This window comes from Phyllobacterium endophyticum (assembly GCF_003010935.1).
GTDB classification, from domain to species: Bacteria; Pseudomonadota; Alphaproteobacteria; order Rhizobiales; family Rhizobiaceae; genus Phyllobacterium; species Phyllobacterium endophyticum.
In genome coordinates, this window is the sequence record NZ_PGGN01000005.1 from 232,663 (window position 1) to 257,139 (window position 24,477).

General features: G+C 57.2%; 17 protein-coding genes. All 17 read right to left on the reverse strand.

Translation table 11 applies throughout. The annotated features are described in order from the left end of the window. Nucleotides 1–302: 302 nt before the first annotated feature. Nucleotides 303–1,130, reverse strand: coding sequence for an iron uptake system protein EfeO (gene efeO, locus CU100_RS22775; protein WP_106718917.1), 828 nt, complete (start codon nt 1,128–1,130; stop codon nt 303–305). Nucleotides 1,131–1,141: 11 nt separating this feature from the next. Continuing rightward, nucleotides 1,142–2,449: an iron uptake transporter deferrochelatase/peroxidase subunit gene (gene efeB / locus CU100_RS22780; RefSeq protein ID WP_106718918.1), complete on the reverse strand. Its 1,308-nt coding sequence runs from the start codon at nt 2,447–2,449 to the stop codon at nt 1,142–1,144. A 4-nt stretch (nt 2,450–2,453) separates the two neighbouring features. Continuing rightward, the gene (efeO, locus tag CU100_RS22785; protein WP_106718919.1) at nt 2,454–3,644 is read right to left on the reverse strand and encodes an iron uptake system protein EfeO; all 1,191 of its coding nucleotides are present in this window, start codon (nt 3,642–3,644) and stop codon (nt 2,454–2,456) included. Nucleotides 3,645–3,660: 16 nt separating this feature from the next. Beyond that, nucleotides 3,661–4,494 carry an iron uptake transporter permease EfeU gene (efeU, locus tag CU100_RS22790; RefSeq protein WP_106718920.1) on the reverse strand — a complete coding sequence of 278 codons (834 nt, stop codon included), beginning with the start codon at nt 4,492–4,494 and terminating at the stop codon, nt 3,661–3,663. Nucleotides 4,495–4,752: 258 nt separating this feature from the next. Next, nucleotides 4,753–6,510 (reverse strand): alginate O-acetyltransferase AlgX-related protein, encoded by a 1,758-nt coding sequence (locus CU100_RS22795; RefSeq protein WP_106718921.1) that lies wholly within the window; start codon nt 6,508–6,510, stop codon nt 4,753–4,755. Next, the gene (locus CU100_RS22800) at nt 6,507–7,346 is read right to left on the reverse strand and encodes a glycoside hydrolase family 16 protein (RefSeq protein ID WP_106718922.1); all 840 of its coding nucleotides are present in this window, start codon (nt 7,344–7,346) and stop codon (nt 6,507–6,509) included. The genes CU100_RS22795 and CU100_RS22800 overlap by 4 nt, the downstream gene beginning before the upstream one ends. After that, a complete protein-coding gene (locus tag CU100_RS22805) occupies nt 7,343–8,683 on the reverse strand; it encodes a polysaccharide pyruvyl transferase family protein (RefSeq protein WP_106718923.1) in 1,341 nt (446 codons plus the stop codon). Before CU100_RS22805 ends, CU100_RS22800 begins: the two co-directional genes overlap by 4 nt. Nucleotides 8,684–8,702: 19 nt before the next feature. Then, nucleotides 8,703–11,555: a glycosyltransferase gene (locus CU100_RS22810; RefSeq protein ID WP_106718987.1), complete on the reverse strand. Its 2,853-nt coding sequence runs from the start codon at nt 11,553–11,555 to the stop codon at nt 8,703–8,705. A gap of 4 nt (nt 11,556–11,559) precedes the next feature. After that, complete coding sequence (locus tag CU100_RS22815) at nt 11,560–13,089, reverse strand: DUF6212 domain-containing protein (protein ID WP_106718924.1); 1,530 nt, start codon at nt 13,087–13,089, stop codon at nt 11,560–11,562. A 261-nt stretch (nt 13,090–13,350) separates the two neighbouring features. Beyond that, on the reverse strand, nt 13,351–14,367 hold the full coding sequence (gene galE, locus CU100_RS22820; RefSeq protein WP_106718925.1) for a UDP-glucose 4-epimerase GalE: 1,017 nt from the start codon (nt 14,365–14,367) through the stop codon (nt 13,351–13,353). Between the two features lie 104 nt (nt 14,368–14,471). Next, nucleotides 14,472–15,656: a polysaccharide pyruvyl transferase family protein gene (locus CU100_RS22825; protein WP_106718926.1), complete on the reverse strand. Its 1,185-nt coding sequence runs from the start codon at nt 15,654–15,656 to the stop codon at nt 14,472–14,474. A gap of 37 nt (nt 15,657–15,693) precedes the next feature. Next, nucleotides 15,694–17,022: a glycosyltransferase family 4 protein gene (locus tag CU100_RS22830; RefSeq protein WP_106718927.1), complete on the reverse strand. Its 1,329-nt coding sequence runs from the start codon at nt 17,020–17,022 to the stop codon at nt 15,694–15,696. Further along, nucleotides 17,019–19,253, reverse strand: a complete 2,235-nt coding sequence (locus CU100_RS22835) for a hypothetical protein (RefSeq protein ID WP_106718928.1) — start codon at nt 19,251–19,253, stop codon at nt 17,019–17,021. Before CU100_RS22835 ends, CU100_RS22830 begins: the two co-directional genes overlap by 4 nt. A 17-nt stretch (nt 19,254–19,270) precedes the next feature. Next, a complete protein-coding gene (locus CU100_RS22840; protein WP_106718929.1) occupies nt 19,271–20,041 on the reverse strand; it encodes a hypothetical protein in 771 nt (256 codons plus the stop codon). Nucleotides 20,042–20,051: 10 nt separating this feature from the next. Next, entirely contained in the window at nt 20,052–21,314 is a 1,263-nt protein-coding gene (locus CU100_RS22845; RefSeq protein ID WP_106718930.1) for a glycosyltransferase family 4 protein, read from the reverse strand. Next, entirely contained in the window at nt 21,311–22,156 is an 846-nt protein-coding gene (locus CU100_RS22850) for a class I SAM-dependent methyltransferase (RefSeq protein ID WP_106718931.1), read from the reverse strand. Before CU100_RS22850 ends, CU100_RS22845 begins: the two co-directional genes overlap by 4 nt. Beyond that, on the reverse strand, nt 22,153–24,426 hold the full coding sequence (locus tag CU100_RS22855; protein WP_106718988.1) for a glycosyltransferase family 2 protein: 2,274 nt from the start codon (nt 24,424–24,426) through the stop codon (nt 22,153–22,155). Before CU100_RS22855 ends, CU100_RS22850 begins: the two co-directional genes overlap by 4 nt. Nucleotides 24,427–24,477: the final 51 nt, after the last annotated feature.

The following is a 24,477-nucleotide window of genomic DNA, read 5'->3' on the forward strand; positions in this document are numbered from 1 at the left end:
CCGCTATTAAGCTCCGATTCGATTGATCCGGCAAGATTTTTTAGGTTAACAAAAGGTTAACGCGTGCGAAGCTAACAACTTTACTAAACTGGATGGGCTGAACCAAGTGCTTTACGACCAATCATCCGCCGCGAACCTGCGATTTTACTGCAGTAAACTTTTGCGCCTCAGGAGGAGGGGAGGGGGCTCAACAGCTCGATGCGGGTGGGCTGTGGGCTGCCTTGAGGCTGGCCACCCGTGGGGGTGACCAGCAAGGTTCAACAGAAGCCCAGAACTGGGAGTGAGTCCAGTAGGCGCGCTGATTAATTGAGGCCAAGCTTGCCACGCAGTGTCGACAGGTCCTCGGCAAGCGTATTGACCGCAGCGGCCAGAACCGCACGGTCGTCATCGGTCAGCTTGTCATAGAGCTCATAGCCCTGTTCGGTCTTGTACTTCGCCAAGGTCTTGTCGACCTTGTCGAAGTTACCCGAAACCTTGATGACGAATGCGCTGTCATCCTTCTCGACGAGCGGACGCACGAGTTCGAAGATCTTGCGCGAGCCATCGAAATTCGCCTTAAAATCCCAAAGGTCCGTATGGCTGTAGCGGTCTTCTTCGCCGGAAATCTTCGTAGCGGCGACTTCTTCCATGAGCGCGGCCGCTCCACCCACCACCTTCTCGGGCGGCAATGTCAGGTCGGTGATGCGCTTGTTGAGTTCGGTGACGTCGGCCATCAGCTTGTCGGCGAAAGGCGCGAGGTCCTTGGTGCTGTTCTCCGCAAACAGGCCGTACTCGATGCGGTGAAAGCCCGTGAACTCCGGATCCTTTTCCGCCTTCTCGTGGTCGTCCGCGCGAGAATCGATTGAACCATCGAGATCGCTGAAGAGCTCCGCGATTGGTTCGATGGCTTCATAGCTCATGCGGGTGGAGCCGAAGAGGGATTTGGCTTTTTCGAGATCACCTGCCTTGACCGCATCTGTGAATGCCTTCGTGTCCGTCACGAGAACTTCGAGGTTCTCTGAAACATAGATTTTGTAGTCGGCGATCGGGCCAACCAGATCGAGCGGCGACACGTCCGCCATGGCGGCACGCGGTATCATGGCAGCCGTCACGGCGAACAGGCTTGCGGAAAGTGCTGTTGTCAGTTTCATCCTAGTCCCCTTTAAGATTTGAGGCGGGTCACTGCGTGCCCCGCTGCTTCGAGTAATGTCCGGCCGACGAAGTCCGCTTCGTCCCTGGGGCCGGGTGGCGTGAAGAAGAAGCCGCCGCCAATCGGCTTGATATACTCCTCCAGCGGCTCGCCATCGAGCCGCTTCTGAACGGCAATGAAGCCCTTCTCCAGATCAGCCTGGTAGCAGATGAAGAGCAGACCCTGCTCCAGCTGGCCGGATTTGCTCACGCCGTTTGAATAATTGAACGGACGGCGAAGAATGAGATTTGAATCCGATTGCTTCGTTCGCGGGTTTGCAAGTCTGATATGCGCATCGAGCGGCGTTATCGCGCCGTCCGGGTCCTTGGAATAGTCCGGCACATCATGCTCCGTATGGCCGCCATAGGGCGCGCCCGTAGGCTTTTTACGGCCTATGATGCGCTCCTGTTCGCCCAGCGGCGTGCGGTCCCAGCGCTCAACGAAATTGCGGATGATACGCACCGCTTGGTAAGTTCCGCCGCGTGCCCAGTCAGGCTCATCGCTTTCCTCGGCCACCCAGACGATCTTGTCCATCAGCGGCGCATCGGTGGCATCTGGATTGGCCGAGCCATCGCGGAAGCCGAGAAAGTTGCGTGCGCTTTCATGCGTTCCGTCGGGCTTGGGTGGCAGAACCGGCACAGAGCCTTCCTGCTTCCAGCGCAGCACCATCAGGTCGGGCAGGTTCTTCAATATGTCGCGCAGGGCATGGATGTTGGTGTCAGGCGTGTTGGAACTGATCTGCAGCGCCAGATCCCCGTGGCACAGATCGGCATCCAGCGCGTCATTGCGAAACGCTTTCATGCGTGACAACCGCAACGGCTTGTACGGCGCCAGCCAGTCCCGCTGGTCGAAAAACGACGAGCCGAGGGAAACCGTGATCGTCAGATTGTCCGGAGGGACAACGGGGCCGAGCAGCCCCGAATCTGCCGGAGGCAGCTTGTCATCGAGCTCGGGCGGGGTGCCACCCTGCATGAGAAAGGCGATGCGGCCGGAGAGTGTCCTGAACAAGCGTTCCACATCATCGGGCGTTTGCGCCAGCACATGAAACGAGGCAATCATGCCAGCCGCCGGGCGAGGGGTGACGATACCCGCCTGATGCGGACCATAGAAGGATTGACGCTCCTGCGTCTTGTCGCTCACGGGCGCATCGGCCACCTGTTCGCCCTGCTTCTGTACAGAGTGGGCACTCGTCAGTCCCGCCGCAAGGGCGCTGCCAGCGACGCCGGCGCCGAACAGCAGGCCGCGCCGTGTGGTAATCAATTTGGTTTCATCTGTCGCCATCGCGCTACTCCAGTCCCACGGCCGCATTGAGTTTGCCGATCGCTTCCGCAAGGCTCTGCATCTTCTGCGCCAGCACCTTGCGGGTGTCCGCATCCACCTTGTCATAGGCCGGATAGCCGTCCGCACCTTTCAGTGCGGTCAACGCGCTGTTCGTATCGGTTAGCCGGCTGTCAATGTCGGAGACTACGAGGGGTGCGGCCTGCACCGCCACCGGCTTCAAAAGTGCCATCATGCGGGAGACACCTGCGACATTGGCCTCGAAGTCCAAAAGGTCTGTTTGCGAATAGTGATCCTCTCCTGTGGTGACCTTGCTGTCGGCAATCTGTCCGACAAGCCGGCTCGCACCCTTGGCGATCTGCTCAGGCGGAATTCGCAGGCCGCGTATCCGGTCCTTCAGCGCCGTCACATCAGCCAGCAATTTATCCGAGACAGGAGCCAGGCCATCCACGCTGTTCTTCGCATAGAGTCCGTATTCGATGCGGTGGAACCCGGTAAAGCCTGGATCATCCTCGCGTTTTTCGAGGTAATCGGCCACCGGATTGATGGAATTGTGCAGATCGGCGAACAGATCGGCCATCGGCTCGATCTGCTTATAGGGAGCACGCGCTTTCTGGTAGGATTGCCGCGCCTTTTCCAGATCGCCAGCCTTGACCGCTTCATCGAGCGCCTGTGTTGCCTTTACCAGCGCATTGGCCTGTGTGACCATGAACACCTGGAATTCAGCCAGTGGCCCGATGAACGATACCAGCGCAGGGCGCGCAGCTTCGGCCTCCGACTCCGCTGAAGGCGTCACGTGCAGTGTGCCGCGCGGATTGCTGAGAAGACCGCAGGTAATATCATAGGTTCCCGCCTTGAGCTTCGCCTGCATAGTTTGGGTAAACCCCGGAACGATGTTCTCGCGTTCTTCCAGCACCATAACGCCGTCAAGGATTTCCCATTCGAGCGCCCGGTTGGAATTGTTGACGATCCTGAAGGTCGAACGCCCGGCCGGCACCGTTATCTCGTTGGGATCGCAGGCGCTATCGTTGATTGTGACTGTGATCGACTCACCAGGGTTGGCCGACTTGGTCCCTTTTGACGCGTAATAGAATGCCGCCCCGCCCGCAACCACGAGAAGCGCAGCCCCGGCAACCGCCAGCTTCATCAGCCTCTGCGAAGAGGGGAGGGGGGCACTCGGTCCGGGAGCTGGCGTCATGAAATCTTTCTTCTCGTCAATGGGACGCTTGAGCGGCGACGGTATGCCTGCCCGCGGGACGCAGGAACATGAAGACGCTCAGCGCAAGGAATGTGAGATAGGCGATAACCTCTCCCAGTGTCGGCGTGTCCTGATATCCGAACATGCCGGAGAGCAAGGTTCCGAGGGGACTGCTGACCGGAAGGACATTGCTGAAGTCGAAGACAATGGTCTGCATTCTGTTCCAGACACCGGCTTCATGGAAGTGACGCAGCGAGCCCGCAAGGATTCCCGCGGCGACCAGAAGAATGAAAAGTCCTGTCCAGAAGAAGAACCGGCGAAGGTTCATCCTGACACCGCCGAAATAAATCCCGAAACCAAGTACGATCGACACGAGGATGCCGAGAAGAGCGCCTAACGGCGCATCGTTGTTTGTACTCTGCTGAAAAATAGCGAGGAGGAAAAACACCGATTCCAGTCCCTCACGCGCCACTGCGAAAAACACCAGCCCAATCAGCGCGGATGCCTGTCCGGTGGAATGCGACAGCGCCGCATCGATCGAATGGTGGAGCTCGGATTTGATCGAGCGAGCCGCCTTGCGCATCCAGAAGACCATTGACGTCAAAACGAGAACGGCGATCAGCCCTACGATGGCCTCGAAGAACTCCTGGGCCTTCTGGGGGAACTCCGCGCTGACCAGTTGCAACCCGGCTCCGACAAAGAGGGACAGCGCCATGGCGAGCAGAATCCCCACCCATACCGCGGGCATCCAGGCCCCGCGTCCGGTCTGCTTCAGGTAACTCGCGACGATGCCGACAATCAGCGCCGCCTCGACGCCTTCTCGCAGCATTATCAGAAAAGGAACCAGCATTAGTCAGACCCTCGGCGGACCTTTGTCGACCCTGAAGACAGGTTAAAGCGCCGCCGGAGTCATAGACCGTCGCCAAAAGCGAAGCAATAACAATATATTAGAAGAATTCTAAAGAATAACCGGAGTAAATTGCTCAATAAATACAATAAGTTGAGTGGGTTCATCCACTATCGTCTGCAACCGTATCGAGGCGATCCTTGACCAACATGTGCATCGGCGTTCCGGAAGGCATCCTCGGCAGCGCTCGAAACGGTTCGATCAGACGATCTGACGTCGTTTTCTTTGCGCGTTCAACCGCATCAGCGTCGTCTTTGCCCATTCCCAATCCGGCACAAGTTCGTTGCTCCGCATGGCAGCCTCGATTGCCTTATCCTTTTGCCCGTTTACCTCATGAAGCTGCGATCGCAGCATGTAGATTTCCGCCCGCTCTCGCGCCTGAAAGACCATTTCCAGCAGGCGATCCGTTGCGACCAGACCCTGTTCCGGATCGGTTTTGCTGCGGACGCGAAGATTGGCGAGCTTGAGCAGCGGCCAAGTCCACTCCGGCCGGGCGTCCGACGCGCGTACAAAGGCCTCGGCGGCGTCTTCGATGTTGCTCAATGCCTCATGGCAACGTCCCAGCAATTGCCACGCATCGGAAGAGTCCGGCCGCCGGGCAATGTATTCGTGCAAGGCTTCGGTGCAAGGACCGTATTTTTGCTGCCGGAAGAGTATCTGTGCCAATTGATAGTTCCACCACTCGACAGTTCGATCGAGCTCGATCGCCTTTCTTAGTTGTGCCTCGGCCTCGTTGGATTGTTCAAGCCGCATCAGGGTCAAAGCCAGCTGGTGCCGGGCACGCGCGCTCCAGGGTTCCGTCTTGACGGCGCGTTCGGCATAGACACGGGCCTCGTCGAGCCGTTCGCCGAGCCGGGACAGCTCAACCGAGACCATGTGCTGTGCTTCCGAATTATCCGGATGACGATCTTTCAGCGCCGCAACGAGATCAGGAGGAATGGCCCTGCCGCTATGCGCGCATAGCAGGCTCTGGTAAATCGCACGAAGCGGAAATACGGCCGTTTCGATGTTCGCTGCCTGTTCTGTCACGAAGACCAGATCGTCCTTCGACAGGAGCTTCAGCTTGGTACGGATCACCGAAGCATAGGTGAAGCTCGGGGTATCGACCGGCGGCTCGATGAGAAACCGCTCGACAAATTGCGAAAGTACGACATCGGGCTGGTAAGCCTCTATCAACTCGCGATCAAATGATTTGCCGTAGACATAGACAAGTATGCTGAAACTCTCCTTGAGGAACGGCAACAGGTTCCCGCCGAACGAGTCTCCAAACATGACGCAGCGGGGCAGGGTAGTATCCTTGTTGACGAAGACTCTTATCCTGCCCCGGTTCGGAATGCGATTATCGAAAGCGAGCCTGCCGTTCGCTCCTTCGATACGGGCGGAAAGGGTGAGCGCGGAAACCGGCGGTTCGAATTTGACGCCGAGATCCCCGATATAGGGCACCTCCTCGAAGGACACCCGCGAACTATCGATCCGAAGGGGTTCTATGCCGCTGTTTGAAAGACCTGCGCAAAAGGCGTGATAACCGATATAGGCGCCAAATCCGCTCCAATGTGTATCCGTCTTCGGATAGGTCAGAGCTTGCTCGTTGGCCGCACGAATTGAATCAAGCGGATAAATGATTTTTTTGGCCCGCTTGGGGCCGAGCGCAGCCATGATCTGATGGATGGGACGCTGTTCGGCAATCTCCACCCAGTCGGGAAGCTGTTCCGAATAGACAAGTTCCTTGTTTGGAGCGACGAACATCAAATGCTGGGCACCAATCGAAGCCACATACTGGTCACGGTCGAGGATGAGTTTTCGCCAGGCGTCGACGCCTTGCTGATCCAGCAAGTGACGGCCGGTGATCTGGTCGATGACGCGGTTTGAATCGTGGTCGAGGAAAATCCACCCGTCCTTGCCAAGAAGATACTTCTTGGCTCTGTCAGCACGCGACGTGGATACGAAATCATCACTCATGAGCACCTCCAGAGTGGAACGTCTTGCCACTCCCTGTTCTGGAAAACGCGAATACTTCTGACTGACGTTGCCGCACCGTCCACATCGCCGTCATCCTTGCCGGCGAATGAAGCGACAGCATTGCTGAAAAGAAGTTGCGCTGGCGTATGTGCGAAGGCATTTGTGACTTCGTATATTTTCCGGTCATCGAAGAAGAACTGGAACCGGTCCTTGCTCCAAAACATACCGTAACGATGGAATGCATCGGCCAGTTTCAGCCGGGGCCGATAGGTTTTGGATAGAACCTGCCTGTCCGGAAGCCAGCGGCGGGCGGTTACCTGGACCAGGTTCGGATATTTGGCCTCCGCAACGTCGAGTTCAAAACGCGTGCTGCCTTCGCTCTCTTGAACCGAGGTCAACCAGAATGCATTATTGACACCAGGTTCATTCGCGATTTTCATTTCACACTCGAAATAGCCATAACACTGGCGGAAATCGCGCGTTCTTATGTAACCGCCTGTAAACGGTCGCTTGTCACTGAGCTTGCCTGTATTGCGCCCGAGTTTCAACGAGAGGCCGGCACCAGAGATCGCAACGTTTCCGGGCACGCGCACGCTCTTTGTCTCTCCGCCGCTGTCATTCACCTTCATCCAGCGTCGGTCGAAGCCGCCATTGTCGGTAAAATCATCATGGAAAGACAGTTGCCATGTGCCGCTCGCCCGTTGGAGCGGAGCAGGTAAATCCGAGCACAGCGCCTGAGCAAGTGCCGGCCGCGCCAGCAATCCAGCCGAGGCGATTCCGAAACCTGCAAGGCCCAGGAAAGTACGCCGGCTGAATTGCGCGCGGTTTCGCATCATACGACAGCCTTTGCCGGAGCCTCCTTGAGGCTGCGAAGGCTGGTCTCCAGATTCCAGGCGCGGTTGCGCAACGTCTCCACCTCTCCCGTCATGAAGTCGATCTCGCTGCGGAACCACGCCACCGCCTCGTGAATGTTGTGCGGAACTTGCACCAGATTGGGCACCGAGAGCGGTTTATCTGCAGGAGCAGCCAAGGGCTTTGGCAACACGTGGTTCAGCTTGTTCTCGGTCAGGAAGCGGTGATACTCGGCATAGTTGAGGCGATAAATATGCTGCACCTTGGAGAAATCAGCTTTTTCAAGCATCTTTTCCAGATTGATCGGCAGGTAGTCCTCGATCTCGATCGATGGAATCGCAAACAGCGATGACAATTCGCGGATACGGGAATCGTAGGTGAAGAACACCGCGGGTATCCCCTGGTGAAGGGCAATCACATTGCCATGCAGCCGGAAACCCACCATGACGTCTACATTCGCCGCTGCGTCGGCCGCCCATTCTTCGATATCGAAAAATGCGCTCATGCGATTGTTGAGCATCTCTTCCGCTTCCGCGTGGCCAAGCAGATTGAACTTCGTGAGGATTGCCTTGATATTATCCTGCTTCTCCTTGCCGGAGGAGAATATTGCAAGCGTCTCTTCGCGTTCGCCCTGCGAATAGAGTTTGCTCGAAGGACGCTTGGCGACTGCGTCTATCAATGCGCGCTGCATCCGGTTCGTCTTCGTCGCGTTGCTGGCATAGTCGGCAGAAAGGTACTTGTTCAGCGTAAGACCGACCCGCGCAGTGGCTGGATCGATGGATTTGATGGTGATTGAGGGGCGCAAGGAACGATAGAAACTGGGGCAACCGATCACCCGCACGTTCTTGATGCCGAGATCATTGAATATTTCCGCGCTATAGAAGCCGCGAACGCCGATCGTCTCGCACTTGTCCGCAATGATCTTCCACGCCTCGACGGTCCCCTTTGGCACGTTGAGCTTCTTGTATTTGCCGGCTTGGGCGCCAACCCCTATGGCGACGACTGGGCCTTTCAGCTTCTTGAGCAGCGGCACCACGTGGGCGAGATCGACCGTCTCCGTCAGGTAGTTTGAGCCGCGAACGACAGTGGCATCATAGGTTCCATCTTGCGGCCACAGTTTCTCGTCTCCAGCGTGCGAGAATTGCACGTTCTTGATGTCGTCATAGGCAAGCGCTTTGAGCGTGGCGTCATAGACGAGAACGTCTCCGGTATTGATGCCGCCCTTGTTGAAGGCTGCAAGCGGATCTTCAAATTTCAGATAGGCGGATTTGTTGCCTGGCTTGACCGCGGCGCCACCATTCAGAACAAAAAGTTTCTTCATCGTTAGTTCCTCAAATTACTCAACTGGGTGATCCGGCAGCGGCAGTCTGCAGCGGCCTCATTTCGAAATTCTCATCATGTTGCCGGGATCCAGGTTCACGGGGCGCCCTTTCGACAAGAGACATCCGTTCCGGCGGCGGCGGCAAAGCAGCCAGTTCGGCGAGTTTCAGCGTGGTTTCCACCGGTTGCGCAGCAAGCCTATCCGGGAACCACGACTTCAATTGTTGCACCACGGGTTTGACGCTTTGCTCCCATGCGAGCGACCCGCCGCGCTCTGCGGCAGCTTCAGAGAGGCGGATCAACGCGGCACGATCCTCGGACAATGCCATGATCATCTCAGTAAGTTCGCGGCTGATCACATTGTCGTCCGTCGATTCGATCAACAGGCCATCAACACCGTGGTCGATGAGTTCGCCGACTGCGCCCACTGAGGTTGCGATCGGTACGCAACCGAGCCTCTGCGCCTCTATGATGGTCAGAGGTGCGCCTTCCCAGCGCGAAGGCAATACCACGACATCGGCCCATGCAAAGGCCTTGTTCAGGTGTCGGCTTGAGAAAACCGGAGGCTCAACATGAACACCGATTTCAGCGAAACGTTCTTTCCAGGACCCCCCGGCGCCAGCGTCCATGACATCGCTGCCGATGATCTTCCAATCGATCGGTGCCGAGCGTTGGCGTAGTTCGCGAACAGACGCGAACAATCGTTCTATTCCCTTTTGGGCGTCTAGCCGCCCCAGAAAAAGAACATTGAGCTTGTCGCGCTGCGGCTTGTTGCGCCGAGCGCTGAGGATCGCATCCTGCTCTCTCGGCGGCAATGCATAGCTCGCCGCATTCTGTATGTGCATGAGCTTGGCGTTAGGAACGCCCATTGCATGCAACCATTCAGCCATGTCTCTCGAACAGGTCAGGATGGTGTCATACACATGCTCGAAGGCGAGAGTGAGATAGGGATGGCCGGCATCCCGTCCCATCTTTGATTTATCGAGCACGTGAACATAGTTCAGCACCTTCATGCCACGGCGGCGAAGTTCGCCCAGCATGGAGTTCACCGGAGCCGCCTGATTGTTGATCACTACGTCCAGCCCGGCAAGGAAGCCCGTGATCAACTCGGCTTTCGCGGCCTCGTCATGCCCCATCAACAAGTCATGCCCGGCGAACTGATTGGGACCACCCCAGAGCGGATAATCGTCCGCGAGGAAGTTGACCGTCTTGAACACGCCGTCGTTTTCGGGGATGCGGTTATAAACCGGCTTGCCAAGCAGGAAGAGATGCACCTCGCAGCCTGCATTCTTCAATGCCTGCGCTACTGCATATGCAACTTTCTCGACGCCGCCAAAGCTGCCAATAGGCAGAAGAAAGCCGACGCGCAGCGGGTTGGAGGCGTGGGCGAGACGTGGCATCACCGGTTTGGCGCCCACCGCATGCCGCAGCAATTCAAAATAACGGCTACGATTGGGGAAGTAGACCGATCTCCAGAGCCAACGGTTCTTTGACTGCAGGCGATATCCGGAATCGCGCAGAGCACCCAGTGTGGCCAGAAGCGCATTGGTTGGCGAGAGGGCAGTGCTCTGCATTTCACGCGAGGTGAACGGGCCACTGATCACAATTTCCACTATGTTCGGGCTTGGAACCGGCTTGTGAAGCGAGCGCGTCCAATCGTCGGACACATCATCTGCGCAAGTCGAAAAAATATCGAATGTGCACATCCAGCCAAAAGGCTTGTCTGCGAGGGGCTCCGCTTCGCTGATCCTGCGTATGTCGATGCCAACCTTGGCGTTGCTCCGCTCGAAGCGTATGGCAACGAAATGGTGTTTTTGAGAAACGCGCTCGCCCAGCCATAGCAGGTTGTGTATCAAGCCAAGGCGCGTCAGGGCATCCCTGTGTGCTGCAGTCATCCACAAGAGGAAAGGCGGAACCCCGAAAGTTTCCGGCTCGGCCTTTGCCGCCCAGAAACGGGTGACAAAATCTTCCAGGCTGCACTTTTCATGTTCGACCGAAGGATCGGTGAACATGTCGACAGCATAGTTGCCCATGCCGATCGCGGCGTAACGCGGCGCTTCCTCATGCTCCCAGGCAAGCAGGGTCTCCGCGGCAAACAGCTTTTTGTGCTTCTGCCTGATATAGGTGAGGATGCCTTCGCGCGTGCGGTTGGAATCGCGAAGCATACTCTCCGCACGCTGCCGGTATTCGAAACCGAAGAACGGATAGTTGGCGCCGCGGAAACCGCGTCCGATCGCCTGCAGCCAAAAGTCCCAGTCCTCGAAGCCCGCTTTCATGCTTTCATCGAATCGCACGCCGGCGTCGAGCATGCGCCGCGACACCAGGCTGCCTGCCTCGCATATATTGTCGAAGGTCAGGTGAAGAAGCCGCGAGTACTGCGTTGTGTAGTTTCCGTTCCATTCAATGCCGAACTTGTCGATGTTCGGATAGATCCAGTCGACCTTGTCGTCTGATTTCATGAAACTGAGAATGTCGCGGATAGCAGTGCGCGTAATACGGTTATCGGCATCCAGAAAGTAGACAGCTTCGAGATCGGGAAAGTTTCGCAACGCAAATTCGATGCCATAATTGCGAGCAGAGCTCAGGCCGCCATTCGCCTTGCGAAGGTAAAAGACGTTTGGGTGCGCGAGCGCATAGGTTCGCCCGACTTCGCCCGTTTCCGGATAGGGACAGCCGTCATCGATGATTACCGCGGCAATATCGAAAGGAGCTTCCTGGGCCAGCACGGATTCGAGAGCCTCCGCAAGAAGGACAGAATGCTTGTAAGCTGGGATGAGAACCGCAACCCTGGGCGAGAGTAGTTGATCGGGCTCGATTCCGGACTGAGATCGCGTCGCGATCTGCTCCCGAAGGCGGTTGATCTGGTCCAGCATGAAATTATCCATTGACCATGAGGCTGATGTTGCGGAATTTGGCCCAGGCGAATGCATTGTCGCCCGGCTTGTTCTTCATCCGGGTGGCAATGTAGATATTCTGCCACACTCGCACCTGCTCGGTGATAAAGGCGTTGAGCCGAGGCTCTTCACCCGGCGCGACGCTGACCCAGCCGGAAAATCCCTCGCCGGAAACCGGTTGCCTTTGCTCATCCAGCAATTGCCGGGCATTCTGAATATCGCTTGCTATAACCAGAGCAAAATCGACGTCCTTTGATTCCTCATTGTCTATGACCGCACTGGACGAGACGCGCAAGATATTGGGTGGGCACGCCGCTGGTATATGGCCGATTGTTACGCCGGATGAGGGCGGATGGCAGCCAATTGCTCGTTCCTCAGGCAGGGGAAGGATCGCTGCGAATTCAAACGAGATCTCGTCCGTATTGGACAGGTCAGCCAGTTCGAGGATGCCTGTTGCCATGGGTATTTCCCGGAACCCGCCGTCTCCCGCCTCCCTGGACTGTGCCGGCAGATAGTTGGCCCAGCTGGGCAGCAGAATTCCGGGCATGCCGCACCAGATCTGCAGGGCAAGGCTGTTCTTCAGGAGCGGGCTGTCATTCGCCGCATCACGCACCTGAAACATCTCGAGAGGCTGCAAGCCGCCAAGTGACAAGAGGGGCATCTCATCATCGATACCGTCGATACGAAGGCGCAGGCTCAAGGTCCGCCGCAAGCCGGCGAGGGTTCGCGACAGACCAAGATAATTCCAGCCTTGGCCGAGCTTTGAAAGCGGCACTTCCCAACTTTCGACAATACACATGTCCTCAAGCGTGACCAGTTGCGCGCTCAACGTGGCATCATCGCGCCGCACCAGGCGCTCGAAATGGATGGCCACGGCGCTGACACCGGCGCTGGCGACGGGAAGAATTTGCGACAGACCATCGTAAGACGCATCGGCCAACACGTTGGCGCGCGAGGAACTGCTGACAGGCTCGTTCGAAAAGGCTAGGTCGAACGGCTGCAAACCCTGTCGGTCGACAAAACTCTCGACTGCCGCGAACCTGTTTTGCAGGTTGTCGTTCAGCGTGCGCAAAGCCAATAATTCACGATTTGACTGGGTGATCTTTCTCGCGTCGAACGATAACAGGCTGACGAGTTTTTGAATGATCAGACCCGCGGTCTCGATCTCTTTGCCGGAATGCCATTCGAAAACAGTTGGCTCGTCAACAATACCACGGCTTTTCAACCAGTCGAGGAGGCGCTTGTCCCGACCCCGGTGAACAGGATTGATAAGAACCGCCAATGTGCACAAGGGAGCCTCGTGCATCTCGAATTTTTGGCCGGACGAGTCTGACAAGATAGCCGCGTCATCCTTGACGCCTTCGAAGCCCAGAATCTTCACAGCTTTCGAAAGGCCATCCGGAATCTCGTCATGGTCGATGCCCATGCGAAGCAGGATTGGCTCTTTGAGCAGATCTATTTCTCTCAAGGATTTCGCAGCTGGCGATAGCTTGTACGAAGTCTGAACCGTCATTTCCTCATCCTTGGCCCATCATGCATCAGCTGCATTTCTATGGAACTATAGTGTCAACTTCGTGAAGCTTGTCACAGATTTATATTGCGGCGCAACAATAAAAATATTCCGCTTTCACAATTTCTTCTTGACGTAACTTATAGTAATCATTGAAGTAATTTACTTCAAAATCCAAAATATTATCGAGGCACTGCAAACCGCAGAACCTGCACCGGCGACTCTCCAAAAAAGCCGCCGATGTCATGGAAAATAGATGTGACGCTAACCGGCGGCGCGTTCTTCCGGTTCGTCCGTTTTCATGGATTGCAACTTGCGTTCCCAGGCGAGGGCATCGCCAACGATAAGCTCGAGGTCTGCGCGTCCGGCAACAAAGCCGAATTCGTTACGGATCCGGTCGTTACCCGCCACCAGAATAGCGGGGTCTCCGGCACGGCGGGGGGCCATGTGCACCGGAAAGTCGATGCCAGACACGCGCTTGACCGCGTCGATGATCTCCAGGACCGAATAGCCGTAGCCATATCCGCAATTCGCGGCCGTGCTTTTGCCGCCGGCTTCCAGATAATTGAGCGCGCAGAGATGCGCCTGGGCAAGATCGCTGACGTGAATGTAGTCACGGACGCAGGTCCCGTCGGTGGTGGCGTAATCTTTACCGTAAACCTCGATATGCGAGCGTTCACCCGTCGCAGCCTGGCTGGCAATCTTGATCAGATGGGTTGCGCGCGGAAACGATTGTCCAGAACGCAAGAGTGGGTCGGCACCAGCCACATTGAAGTAGCGCAGCGCAACATAATTGAAATCAGGATGAGCCACTGCTGCGTCGCGTAGCATCCACTCCGTCATCAGTTTGGACGTTCCATAGGGCGAAATCGGCTGATGCGGCATCTCTTCCGAGATCGGCGTTTTTTCGGGTTCCCCATAAACGGCCGCCGTGGACGAGAATATGAAGTGCCCCACACCCTCGGCAATGGCCGCTTCGATCAACGCGCGCGATTGCACTGTATTGTTACGATAATAGAAGAGGGGATCCCGCACCGAATCCGGTACGACGATCGATCCCGCAAAATGCAGTATCGCTGTCACATTGTGCTTGCGAATCAAAGCGCGCACGAGCGGCTGGTCTCCCACGTCGCCCGCGCAGAACGCGACATCCTCTGGCACAAGCCATGAGAAGCCGCAGCTCAGATCATCGAGAACAACAACGGACCTGCCGGCATCTTTCAATGCTAGCACCATATGGCTGCCTATGTAGCCTGCGCCACCTGTAACAAGAACGGTCATGGGGGAAACTCCTGGTAAGTCTGTTGGGGAATATGTCGTAGGATTGTGGCGATTACGGCTGGGTCGCTCTTGCCTGCGTTCCTCAGAGGAACGACGTGATCACATTACGCGACCCGGCGAACCGGATCCGCCATCTGACCCGTCTCCAGCATTTTGTGAGCCACACCGTTTTCGGTTAGAAACCGTTGCATCTCGCCATAGGTGCGATGCCACGCCTGGTTGTATTTATCGAAAAGCGACTGGTCCCAATAATCCTCCAGTCTGAACGTCCCGCCTGCGAATATGTCGAACTTTGGTATCTGGTACGTCTCGGCAAATTCCACCGTCCGGCTGTCATAGGTGAAGTAGATCGACGGCACGCCGTTGGCCAAAGCCATGAGATTGCCATGCAGACGATAACCGAGAACGAGGTCCTTCGAACGGACGAGGTTCTCATAGTCAGCAACGACATCGGAATAGAACATGCGCGTGCGGTACAGCCTCTCAACAGTCTCGTCGAGATACCAGTCGGCGGCCCATTTGTTCGCCTTCAGCGCCGCAATCGCCTCTTCCTTCTGCTCCATTGTGCCAAAAACCAGCTTCTTTTCTTCAACTTCACCCTGTGCCATCAGTGTTGCGTCGAAGCGACCTGCCATTTCCTTGACGAGGTCGCGATGAAACGTCAGGTAGCGCTCGATATCCCGAGCATAAGTCGGTGAAACCTCACGCCGGATGGTGATCCCGACAGTGCGCACCTCTTCAAGCGGCGGCAGTGTTATCTTCATCCCGGGCTCGTTGCGGCGGAACGCCGTGGGACAACCGATGATTCGAACGTTCTTTATGCCGATGTCGTTCATGACCTCCGCAGAATAGGCACCGCGCACGCCAAGCGAGACAGTTGAATCCGCTATTATTTTCAGGACCGTTTTCGTTTGTTCCGAGAGTTGCAGTTGACCTTGGACCGGCGCCTGAGCTCCGATGCCGAATGCAATGACCGGCAATCCGAGGCGCTTCAGGACCGGGATCGCGTTGGTCCAGTCCATGTGCTGATGCACGTAGTTCGAGCCGCGCAGAATGACATAATCATATTCCTCCCGCAGCCGATCGATGTGATCCATATCGAGATGCATGATCGGCAACTCGGCGATTTTTTCGTAGTTCATGAGTTTCAGTGACGAGTCGAAGACAAAGGCATCACCTATGTTGTGGTAGTGATCCATATTCCCCTGCACATCGCTGTGCTGGTACCAGCGAACATTGTCGTGATCGTAGACCTCGCCTGATGGGATCATTACGAGTACACGTGCCATAGAATTTCCTTCTCGTGGATTCGACGCTGGTGAAATCTCAGCTTGCTCGCGGAAGAACGACGTCGGTCGCTGCGGCTATGTCGACTGGTGTTTGCCGACGCGATTTAAGAAGCTCGCCATAGAGGGCAACATGTTCTTCGGCGCTTTCGATACAGTTCGTCGGCTGGCGAGCACTGTGGTGAAGACGGTTCCAGATCAGCGGGTCGCTCAATACCTCGGTAAAGCGATCAGCCAGATCTTCGGCGCTGCGGACCCGAAAGTGCAGGCCATCCAGTCCGTCTCGGACCTTTTCGGCCATTCCACCAATGTTGGAACAGATAACAGGGCGACGGTGATGCAAGGCTTCCTGGATGACGAGGGGCGAGTTTTCCCACCAGATCGATGGAACCACGACCCAATCGACAGACTCCATCAGGCGTGGCATCTCCGAATTCTGGTAAGCCCCATAGAAGCGAACCCGGGAGCCCGCTTCTTTGATGAGTTTTTCCATATGGTCCTGGAATTCACGCGGCTGCTTTTCGAGGTTACCGCCGAAAATCATCAGGCGTGAATCTGTGCCCCATACTTCGTCCGGAACCCGTGACACGGCGTCGACCAGAACGTCCACGCCCTTATAGGGTGTCATTTGCCCAAAATACGCGAAGCGGTTGCGGCGGGGATTTGGTCCTGTCAGTTCACGTGGCGGCGTCACGGTTTCAACCGAGATACCATTCTCGATGACATGCAACTTGTCCGGGTCAAGGCCCCACTCAGCATATGTGCGCGCAAGAAAGACGCTTGGTGACACAAATGCGTCGGCAAGTTCGAGCATTCCGCGGACTAGCCGCTCCCTCTTTAAAAACCGGGCGGGCGGCACGTCGGGAAAGCAGGCGTGGCAATCGATTGGGGAGGCCTCGGTGCAAAGCTTCGACGAACCGGCCTTCACCATCTGGCCGTCATTGTTACAGATCGACAGGTATTCGTGGAACGTCAGAAGGATTGCCGCGTCCGGCAGTGCCTCGCGGATGGCGTACAGAGTTTCCAGACCAAGGCCCAGTACATGGTGAAAGTGCACGACATGCGGGTTGAAATCGCGAACGAAACGCAGGAGGTCCCGCCGGATTTCATCGGTGTTGCTGTTTGACAGGTAAAAATGGTCGTATTCGTCCGCATGAAACAGGATTTCATCGCTGCTGCGGCGCAAGCTCATCAGAGCCGTCGTGCCATGGCGTGGGATCGGGTGGCTGGCACGCGCCAGATAGACCGACTGCACGCCAGGCAACGCGTTCAGGCCTTTGTGCAGATTGTAAGATGCGATTTCGCCGCCACCGAGCGAGATGCTCGGGTGGGCGTGCGATATCACAAGAGCCCGAAGTTGTTCCGTCATACCGGTTTCTCCACCGACGCGGGGCGGTTCCTATGAATGTTTGCCCAACGAGTGTCGAATACCTGACGATCGATGCGTTCGATGAGTGCGATCGTCGACGCCTTGTCCGCAACCGATATGTCGTCGGAGCCCAGCATCTGCGCAGATGGCAGCCAATAGGACTTCAGGCCGGTTTGTTTAAGCTTGAGACCGAGATCCAGACCCTTTTCATGCGTACCGAGGTATCCGCGTGTGAACCCATCGACGGAGAACAAGGCATTCCTCGGCAGGACACAACATTCGAATGTGGCAGTTGCAACTTCCGTGGTCGCCATTCCCGTTACCGCATCGAGCGGGTATCCGGCATAGCGGCTGATCAGGGCCCGGTCAGACTGTGCCCCCGCTACCCAGGTGCCGGCCCAGCGGATTGAGTCATCTTCATAGGCAAGCGTTGGGGAGAGCACGCAATCCTTGCGTGCTTCATACGCCGCCAACAACTTGCTGAACCAGCCGGCATTGCGTGGGAGGAGCGAAGCTGCAAGGAAAACCACAGTCTCGCTAGTCACGGCGCGGGCGCCGACTTCCAAGGCATCGTAGAGGTCTTCCGAGCCGCTTGCCGAGACGAGACGCAGATGCAGGCCGTAGAAATCCGCAAGCCGGCGCACCTGAACACCAATACGATCGACAATCTCGGTCGCTGCCGCAACGACGATAGGGGCTCGCCGCGTCTCCGGATCGAGCGCCAGCAAGCCAATGAGCGGCGCTATCTCTTCGACACGTTCGTCAACACCAATAATCAGGGCTGGCCCGGGAACGTCTTCGAACGAACCGAGGTCGACGACCCCGAAGATTTCAGGGGCAGGGCGGTTCACCCCGCGTAACAGGGGCACGAGTTGTTGATCGACAATCTGCCTGAGGGCCCAGGCATTCGGGTCAATCGCGCGGATTTGCCGGACAACCGCGTCCCGAGACGTAATGCGCGTTGGGGTCAACGGCAGGAAGGCGCGCCGCCCGTCACTCAAGCCAAGCTCCATATAGAAAGGCGCCGTGCTATCGCCCTCGAGCTCCGGAGCGAACGCGACGAACCCATGTGCATGCCGGTTCGGATCCAGCCCGGCGTTGAACGGCGGCTTATTGTCGAACTCCCGCGTGACATCGGGCCTGTCGATACGTGTCCAATTTGCATCGAGGTGCATCTCACTGCGGTGCCGGCGCAATTTGACCTTTGCGACATGGTTGTCGGGATCGAGCAGCCAGCCCGAGACAAGCAGGCCGCTACCCTCGACACGGAACACATGGTCAATGCCCATGCGCACGGGAAATGGCAGGCCGGAAACAGTTTCTGTTCCATCGAACCGATTTGCCGCAGAGCGCATTCGCAGAAGAATTTCCGTCGAACTGCGGACGCGGGGGAGGATTGCCCGCACATGACCAGGTGTCTCACGCGCTCCGGATATCAGGCGGCGGTCGTAAACTTCGGTGAACCGCCAGCCCCGGCGGCCGCGAAACAACAGGCGCTCGATATCATTTGGTTCGACGTGTTCGCTTGCAAGCAGAAGTCCCGCGAAACCTGAAGATTGATCGTTCAGGTCGGGTCGTGCAAAAACGCTGATGGCGCATTCGGCAAGTGACGGTGACCGGCCGCTGATCAGGAGCCGGGTCACGGAAGGTGTCAGGTCCTGGGCCCAGCCCTGCACGAAGATCTCGCCCTCATCGCTACCGCCGATCAGTTCGATACAACCGTCGGAACGGGCGCCCGCCTGCAACAAAACAGTGATGGCCGAAAGCTTCTTGCGGCCGATCGGCCCCGAAATCAGGCCTTCCACGAGTCCGTCGATAATGGAGGGAAGGTTGGGGCCGGCGAGGTCCGTGACCATGGCGATCAGTTCGCCCGTTGATGCTGCACGGCTAGCAAAGGCATAGCGGGTAACGTTGGCCTTGTGCTGAAACATGATCGTCTTCAACGAACCGCGGCGTAGAATGTTGGTCGGAACGATCGCGACGAAACCATGGGTGCCAGCGGGCGACGCATCTTTGAGCGGCCAACTGACAAGGCTTACCTTCACGCTCATGGCGGGATCGCCGTTGAGGAATACAGTGGCTTGTTCGGCGGTCAGGCTGCCGATACCGAGCACAAGAACAAGCGTATCCTCAATAGGACAACCAACGACCATCTCTCCTTGCATCACCACGGGGAGTCGTTCGGGATTACCCGATTTCATCGGCAAAACGTTCTTGTCATCTCGAAGCATTCAAATCTGCTCCATGGTCAAGGCATGACTGACATTGACAGGATAGAACCGGCAGCGAACCCAACGAGCACGAACAGAAGCAATACCAAGGGCTTGACGTCGCCACCGGACCGCTTTTGCAGCGACTCCATGCGCTTTTCCATGCCCGCCACCACCCCGTCCATGCGCATGAGGTGAACGTCAAGTTCCGTCAGGCGCTGGTTAACGTCACTGCGCAGGTTCTCGATGGAATTGCTCACATCGGCAGCGTCGACAGCAGCATTGCCCGTTGCATCGATAACCGGAGTGATCCTCTGCAACGATCGCTGATTGACCTGAAGTTGCCGCTGGGCCGCCATAAGCATATCCAGCTTGTCGAGGATGCGGGTCATCGGGGCCGCGATCAATGCTTCAGCGGCCTGTTCGTCGGGCTTTGGAACCCGCAGGGCCTGTTCAACACCTGCGCCATTTATGGCAACGACGACCAGTTCGCCCGCTCTCAGTGCAGCGAATTGCGGCAACATCACATCGAATGCGTGGGCACCGTCACCGATACCGGAGCGCTTCAGATCCGGCCGGTCTTTGTCGGCAACCGCTTCAGCGATGGGCTTGCCATCAAGAAGTACGCGTATGGTCAGCCGTTTGGCAGGCGCTGCCGGGTCGAACGCCCAACCGAACAGGCGACCATCGTCGATTGCGTCCACGCGCCCCTTCGTCGGCTCCACCCGTTTAACCTGCGTATTATCCTGTTGCGGAACAGCGCCCGGCTGAACTGCAGTCTGTGCCGATCCGTTTGAGACGATTGACATGGTGGACCCCTCAGGCTGCTTCGACATGAACCGGTCGCAATCTTTCTATCAAAGCCAGATAGCGCGCTGCCGTGGTGTCGATAGTGTCGGGGTGGCGTGCTCCCAAAGCAAGAATCTGCCGCAAGTCAGCATCTTCAGCCATCTGTCGCATGGCGGCCGCCAGCGCCGTGGGGTCGTTTGGAGGAACTGTCAAGCCGTTGACGCCGTCCTCCACCATCTCGGCCATTCCACCGATATTGCTTGTTATCACCGGGCAGTTCTGACCTTGAGCCTCCTGGATCACCAGCGGCGCGTTTTCCCACCAGATCGAGGGCATGATAGCGCAATCGACAGTGCTCATCAGATCTGCGATGTCTTCACGCCGGTAGGCACCTCGCCGCTGAACATTCGGCGATGTCTCGGCAAACAGACGATCGATGTCTGAAACGAAGCTTTCGCTCTGGAACGGAGCAGCGCCGTGCACGCGCAATTCAAAGTCGAAACCCTTTGAAATCAGCTGCTTGGCCGCTTCGAGCAGGACCGTTGTACCCTTCCATGGATTGAGATTGCCAAAATAGCCGAAGATGGGCGTGGTGCGCTGCACGGAGGGCGGTCTTCTCACCGGATTACGCGGGGGCTGGCCATTGGGAATTACGCTGATCAAATCTTCGGAGATACCCCAGTCGACATAGCGCTGTTTGAGGAATTCGCTTGGCGATACATACCCATCGATAGTGCTCATGAGTGACTTGAGATGGCGCTCGCGCAGAACGAACTTGTCGAGTGCGATGTCCTTGAAACAACTGTGGCATCGGTCGGGACTTGCACCGTAGCAAAGTTCCTTGTTTGCCGTGCGTACCATCAAGCCATCATGGTGGCAGATTGGATAGTAATCGTGCAGCGTCATGACTATCCGGCATTCGGGCAGCGTGCGGCGTACGATATGTGGAAACTCCGCGCCCAAGAGCAGGAGATGATGCAAATGGACGACGTCGGGCCGGAAGTCACGCAGAAGTTCCACGATGTCGGGCACGATGCCGTAGAGATCGACCTGGCTCATGAAGAACCGGTCGAAATGCCCCGACCACAGGAGAATCTCGTCGCCCTTCGAGCCGATGCTCTGAAAGCTGGTTCCCGGCCGGGCCTCACGGTGAATATGATTGGTCGCGCCGAGGAACAGCGCCTCGCAACCAGCACGCTGATAAGCGCGGAATAGATCGTGAGCGAATATTTCCGTACCGCCAGGGTGCAGGGCAGGATGGTTATGTGCAGCAACGAGGACACGCGGTGTCATCGCCTGTCCCCTTGGAGTTCCGCAACAAAGAGATCCTGGTAGTGATCCGAGGGAATGCCGCGCCAATGACCAAACGACTTGGTCATGACGGACAAACCGGCTCGCAGCAGCGCACCTTCGAGAAATCCATCATCGAACCCCACCGCGGCCAGCGGCGGCAACTCCGGAACGAACCAGCAGGGGCCTTCGTCATAACGCTGAAATCCCAGCCGCGCGTCACGCTTTTTCAGTGGATTGTCGGCCGCGACCTGATCGACGACAAAGCACGTCATGAAGAGACGGCCTCCCGGCGCAAGCACCCGTTCCACCTCGCGCAGGTAGGCGCTCACCTCTTCGTCCGGTAAATGGGTGACGACGGACGTCATGATGATAAAATCGAATTGCCGGTCTTCATAAGGCAGGACGAGTTCGAGCCCGTCGATTGCCCCCTTCGGATTATAGAGCGAGTGAGCAATATCCAGATGGTTGAATTCGAAGTTTGAGTAGACCGGCGAGATCATTTGCCGGCACCAGTTGATGCCGCCCGCGACAGGATCGATGCCGCGATAGCTGCCCTTGGCAAAGTCGATATACTGGGTCAGCGGGACAGCCATGCGTCCGATACCGCAACCGATGTCGAGCACCCGGCTCTCCGGCTTCAAGCCACCCTTGCGAATGAAATGACCGAGAAACTCTGCGCCCACTGCCCGGAAATTGCCGTCACCAACGAAAATACTGTCCGGATCGGGGCAGGGCAGGAAACGGTTCGCCAGCACCGCTTCCATCAACCACTCGACGTGATCATTATCAAACGTGGGGGCAGGCTCCGTAAAGGCTGTCTTGAGTGCAATAACCTCGGTCAAGCGGCGCTCCTTTCAGATTTTTCCTTGACGAAGGACGTGACGGTGCCGTCATCCACTTGATCGGCTACCGCTTCATCGAGATAGGTTGTCATCAATTCGGCAATGTCGTCGTCCCAGCGCTTCGTATGAAGCCACGAATTATACTGGCTTGCGAGACCTCGCATGTAGTCGCGGCTGCGCCGGATGGACCGGCGCTCGAAGTGATAGAGGGCAACGTTCGGCTCATAAGCGACCTGGAAACCGATCTGCCGGATCTTCAGGCAAAGGTCGCTATCCTCGTAGTCTCCAATGACATAGTCCTCGGTGAAGCCACCGACGAGATCATAGATATCCTTGCGGGTAACGAGGCAGGCACCTGTCACGCCGGGTACCGTGCGGGCGATCTGAGCCGGCGAGTAATTTCCAGGCATTCCCTTGTAGAAGTGGTGGTTAAGCCAGACACCACGCTGATCCCGGGCAAAGTACAAGCCCGCATGTTGCAGGGAACCATCCTCGAAGAGCAATTTCGGTCCAATCGCACCCAGCTTCTTCTGCTCAAACAAGGGCCGGGTCAATTTGTCCAGCCAACCTGGCGAGCAGGGAACCACGTCTGAATTCAGCATCACCAGGATAGTGCCCGACGCGAGGCTCGCACCTGCGTTGCACGCGCGGGCATATCCGCTGTTGCGGTTCATGGTAGCGAGCTTCATCGGCAGGTCGTGGAGTACGTGCAACCCGCCGAGCATATGCTCCGTGTCATCCTGAATTTCAGGCGAATCGAGCACGAAAATCACTTCTGCATTCTTCACAAGCCATGGATCGGTTGCCATGGCGGACAGCTGGAAACGTAGAAAGTCGAGATTGCGATAAAGGGGAATCACGATTGATACCAAAGGCGCAGACGGTCCCGCCCCATATTCCTTGATATCCGCGATCCGCACCGTATGACCAAGCTTCTGTTCGACCTCTTTCAGAGCCGGCGCAAGGATGTTTTCGAACACGTCGCTTCGCGCATGCTGCGGCGGAACCGCACGTAAAATGCGGTTGCGTTGAGCCGAGGGTTCAAAAGGCTGCATGGGCGGCACAAGCAACGAGGTTGCGCACGAGACGAGGCGCATCTGGAAGCGCGGCTGCAGCAAGGGACCGAGATTTTTGGGCTGCGGCAGCCAGGCAACAAAGCCGGTTACATCGGCTCCAAGGCCGTCCTCCCGCTCACCCGTCTTGCCGGGGAACTTGTAGAAATTGGGTTGGAGCGGCAAGACGCTTCCATCCTCGGAAAGGTATTCGATACGCGAAAGCCTTGCCGCGTTGTCGTGAGTCCAGCCACCCACAAGCAGGCCGCCGTCCAGCGCGAGTGCAAGATCGATCTCGGCGGCGGGCTGAGTTGCTGACTTTGCAATCTGGCGAACAGGCAATGGCGCGCGCATCTGCAGGTCAATTGCCGTGGCATGACCGGGTCCGGGAATCTGTGCAAGCTGGCGCACCAGGAACTCACGCAGTTCCACGTCATTGTGCCGCTTTGCCCACCAGTTCGGGAAGTCGACTTGCCCCTCGCTGCCAGCAAACCTGCGCACGGCAAGACCGTTTTTTCCCGAAAAGACGAGGTGAAACGACGGCGGAAAGGGGCGCGGTGATTCCACAAGGAGATGGCACGGCAGCCAACCCTTCCTGGTCCGTGCGCCGGTAACGAGTTTCGTCGGAAGTGCGATGACGGAATTGCTGCTGATAGCGTAGATCGCGGTGACATCGCCGAGCTCCGGGTCGAGCGCGGTTTCCATCAGATGCTGCCCCTCGACAGGCTGGCCGCAATCCCGCACCTGCCGCGGTTCCGGCGTCAGGGCCAGCACAAGTTCGCGAATGACGATGGAAAATATCTGGTTTTGCGAAAGGCGAAAGGCGCTGCGCCACGTGCCCAACATATTATTCAGGAGCTTGATGTGTCCGGCTACCGGGAGGCCATCGAGGGCGCGGTCCACATCGAAACTGTCGAGATCGATCGCTGGATAGAGGATGACCTTTTCCGTCGGCCCGAGCGCACCTGCCGAAATAGTGACGCTGGTGGGCTTGTCCCTGGTGCGAATTGCCCAAAGAAAACGCTGTCCACCTGTCGCGAGCGAAAGATTGAGGCTGATCAGCGGGACGAGCGATTCAGCCGCCTCGAACGTGCATTTCGTTGGAGCCCGCATGGAAGCCGGCAGATCCCATATCAGGACGGCGACATCCGCACAGAGACGCGAGACCGAAACACTCCCGGTGTCCCCTGCAATATCCGTCGAATGCTCGAGGTTCAACAAATTGCCCTTTCATCCAGGTCGAAAAGAAAAAGCGCGCCCGGCCGGAGG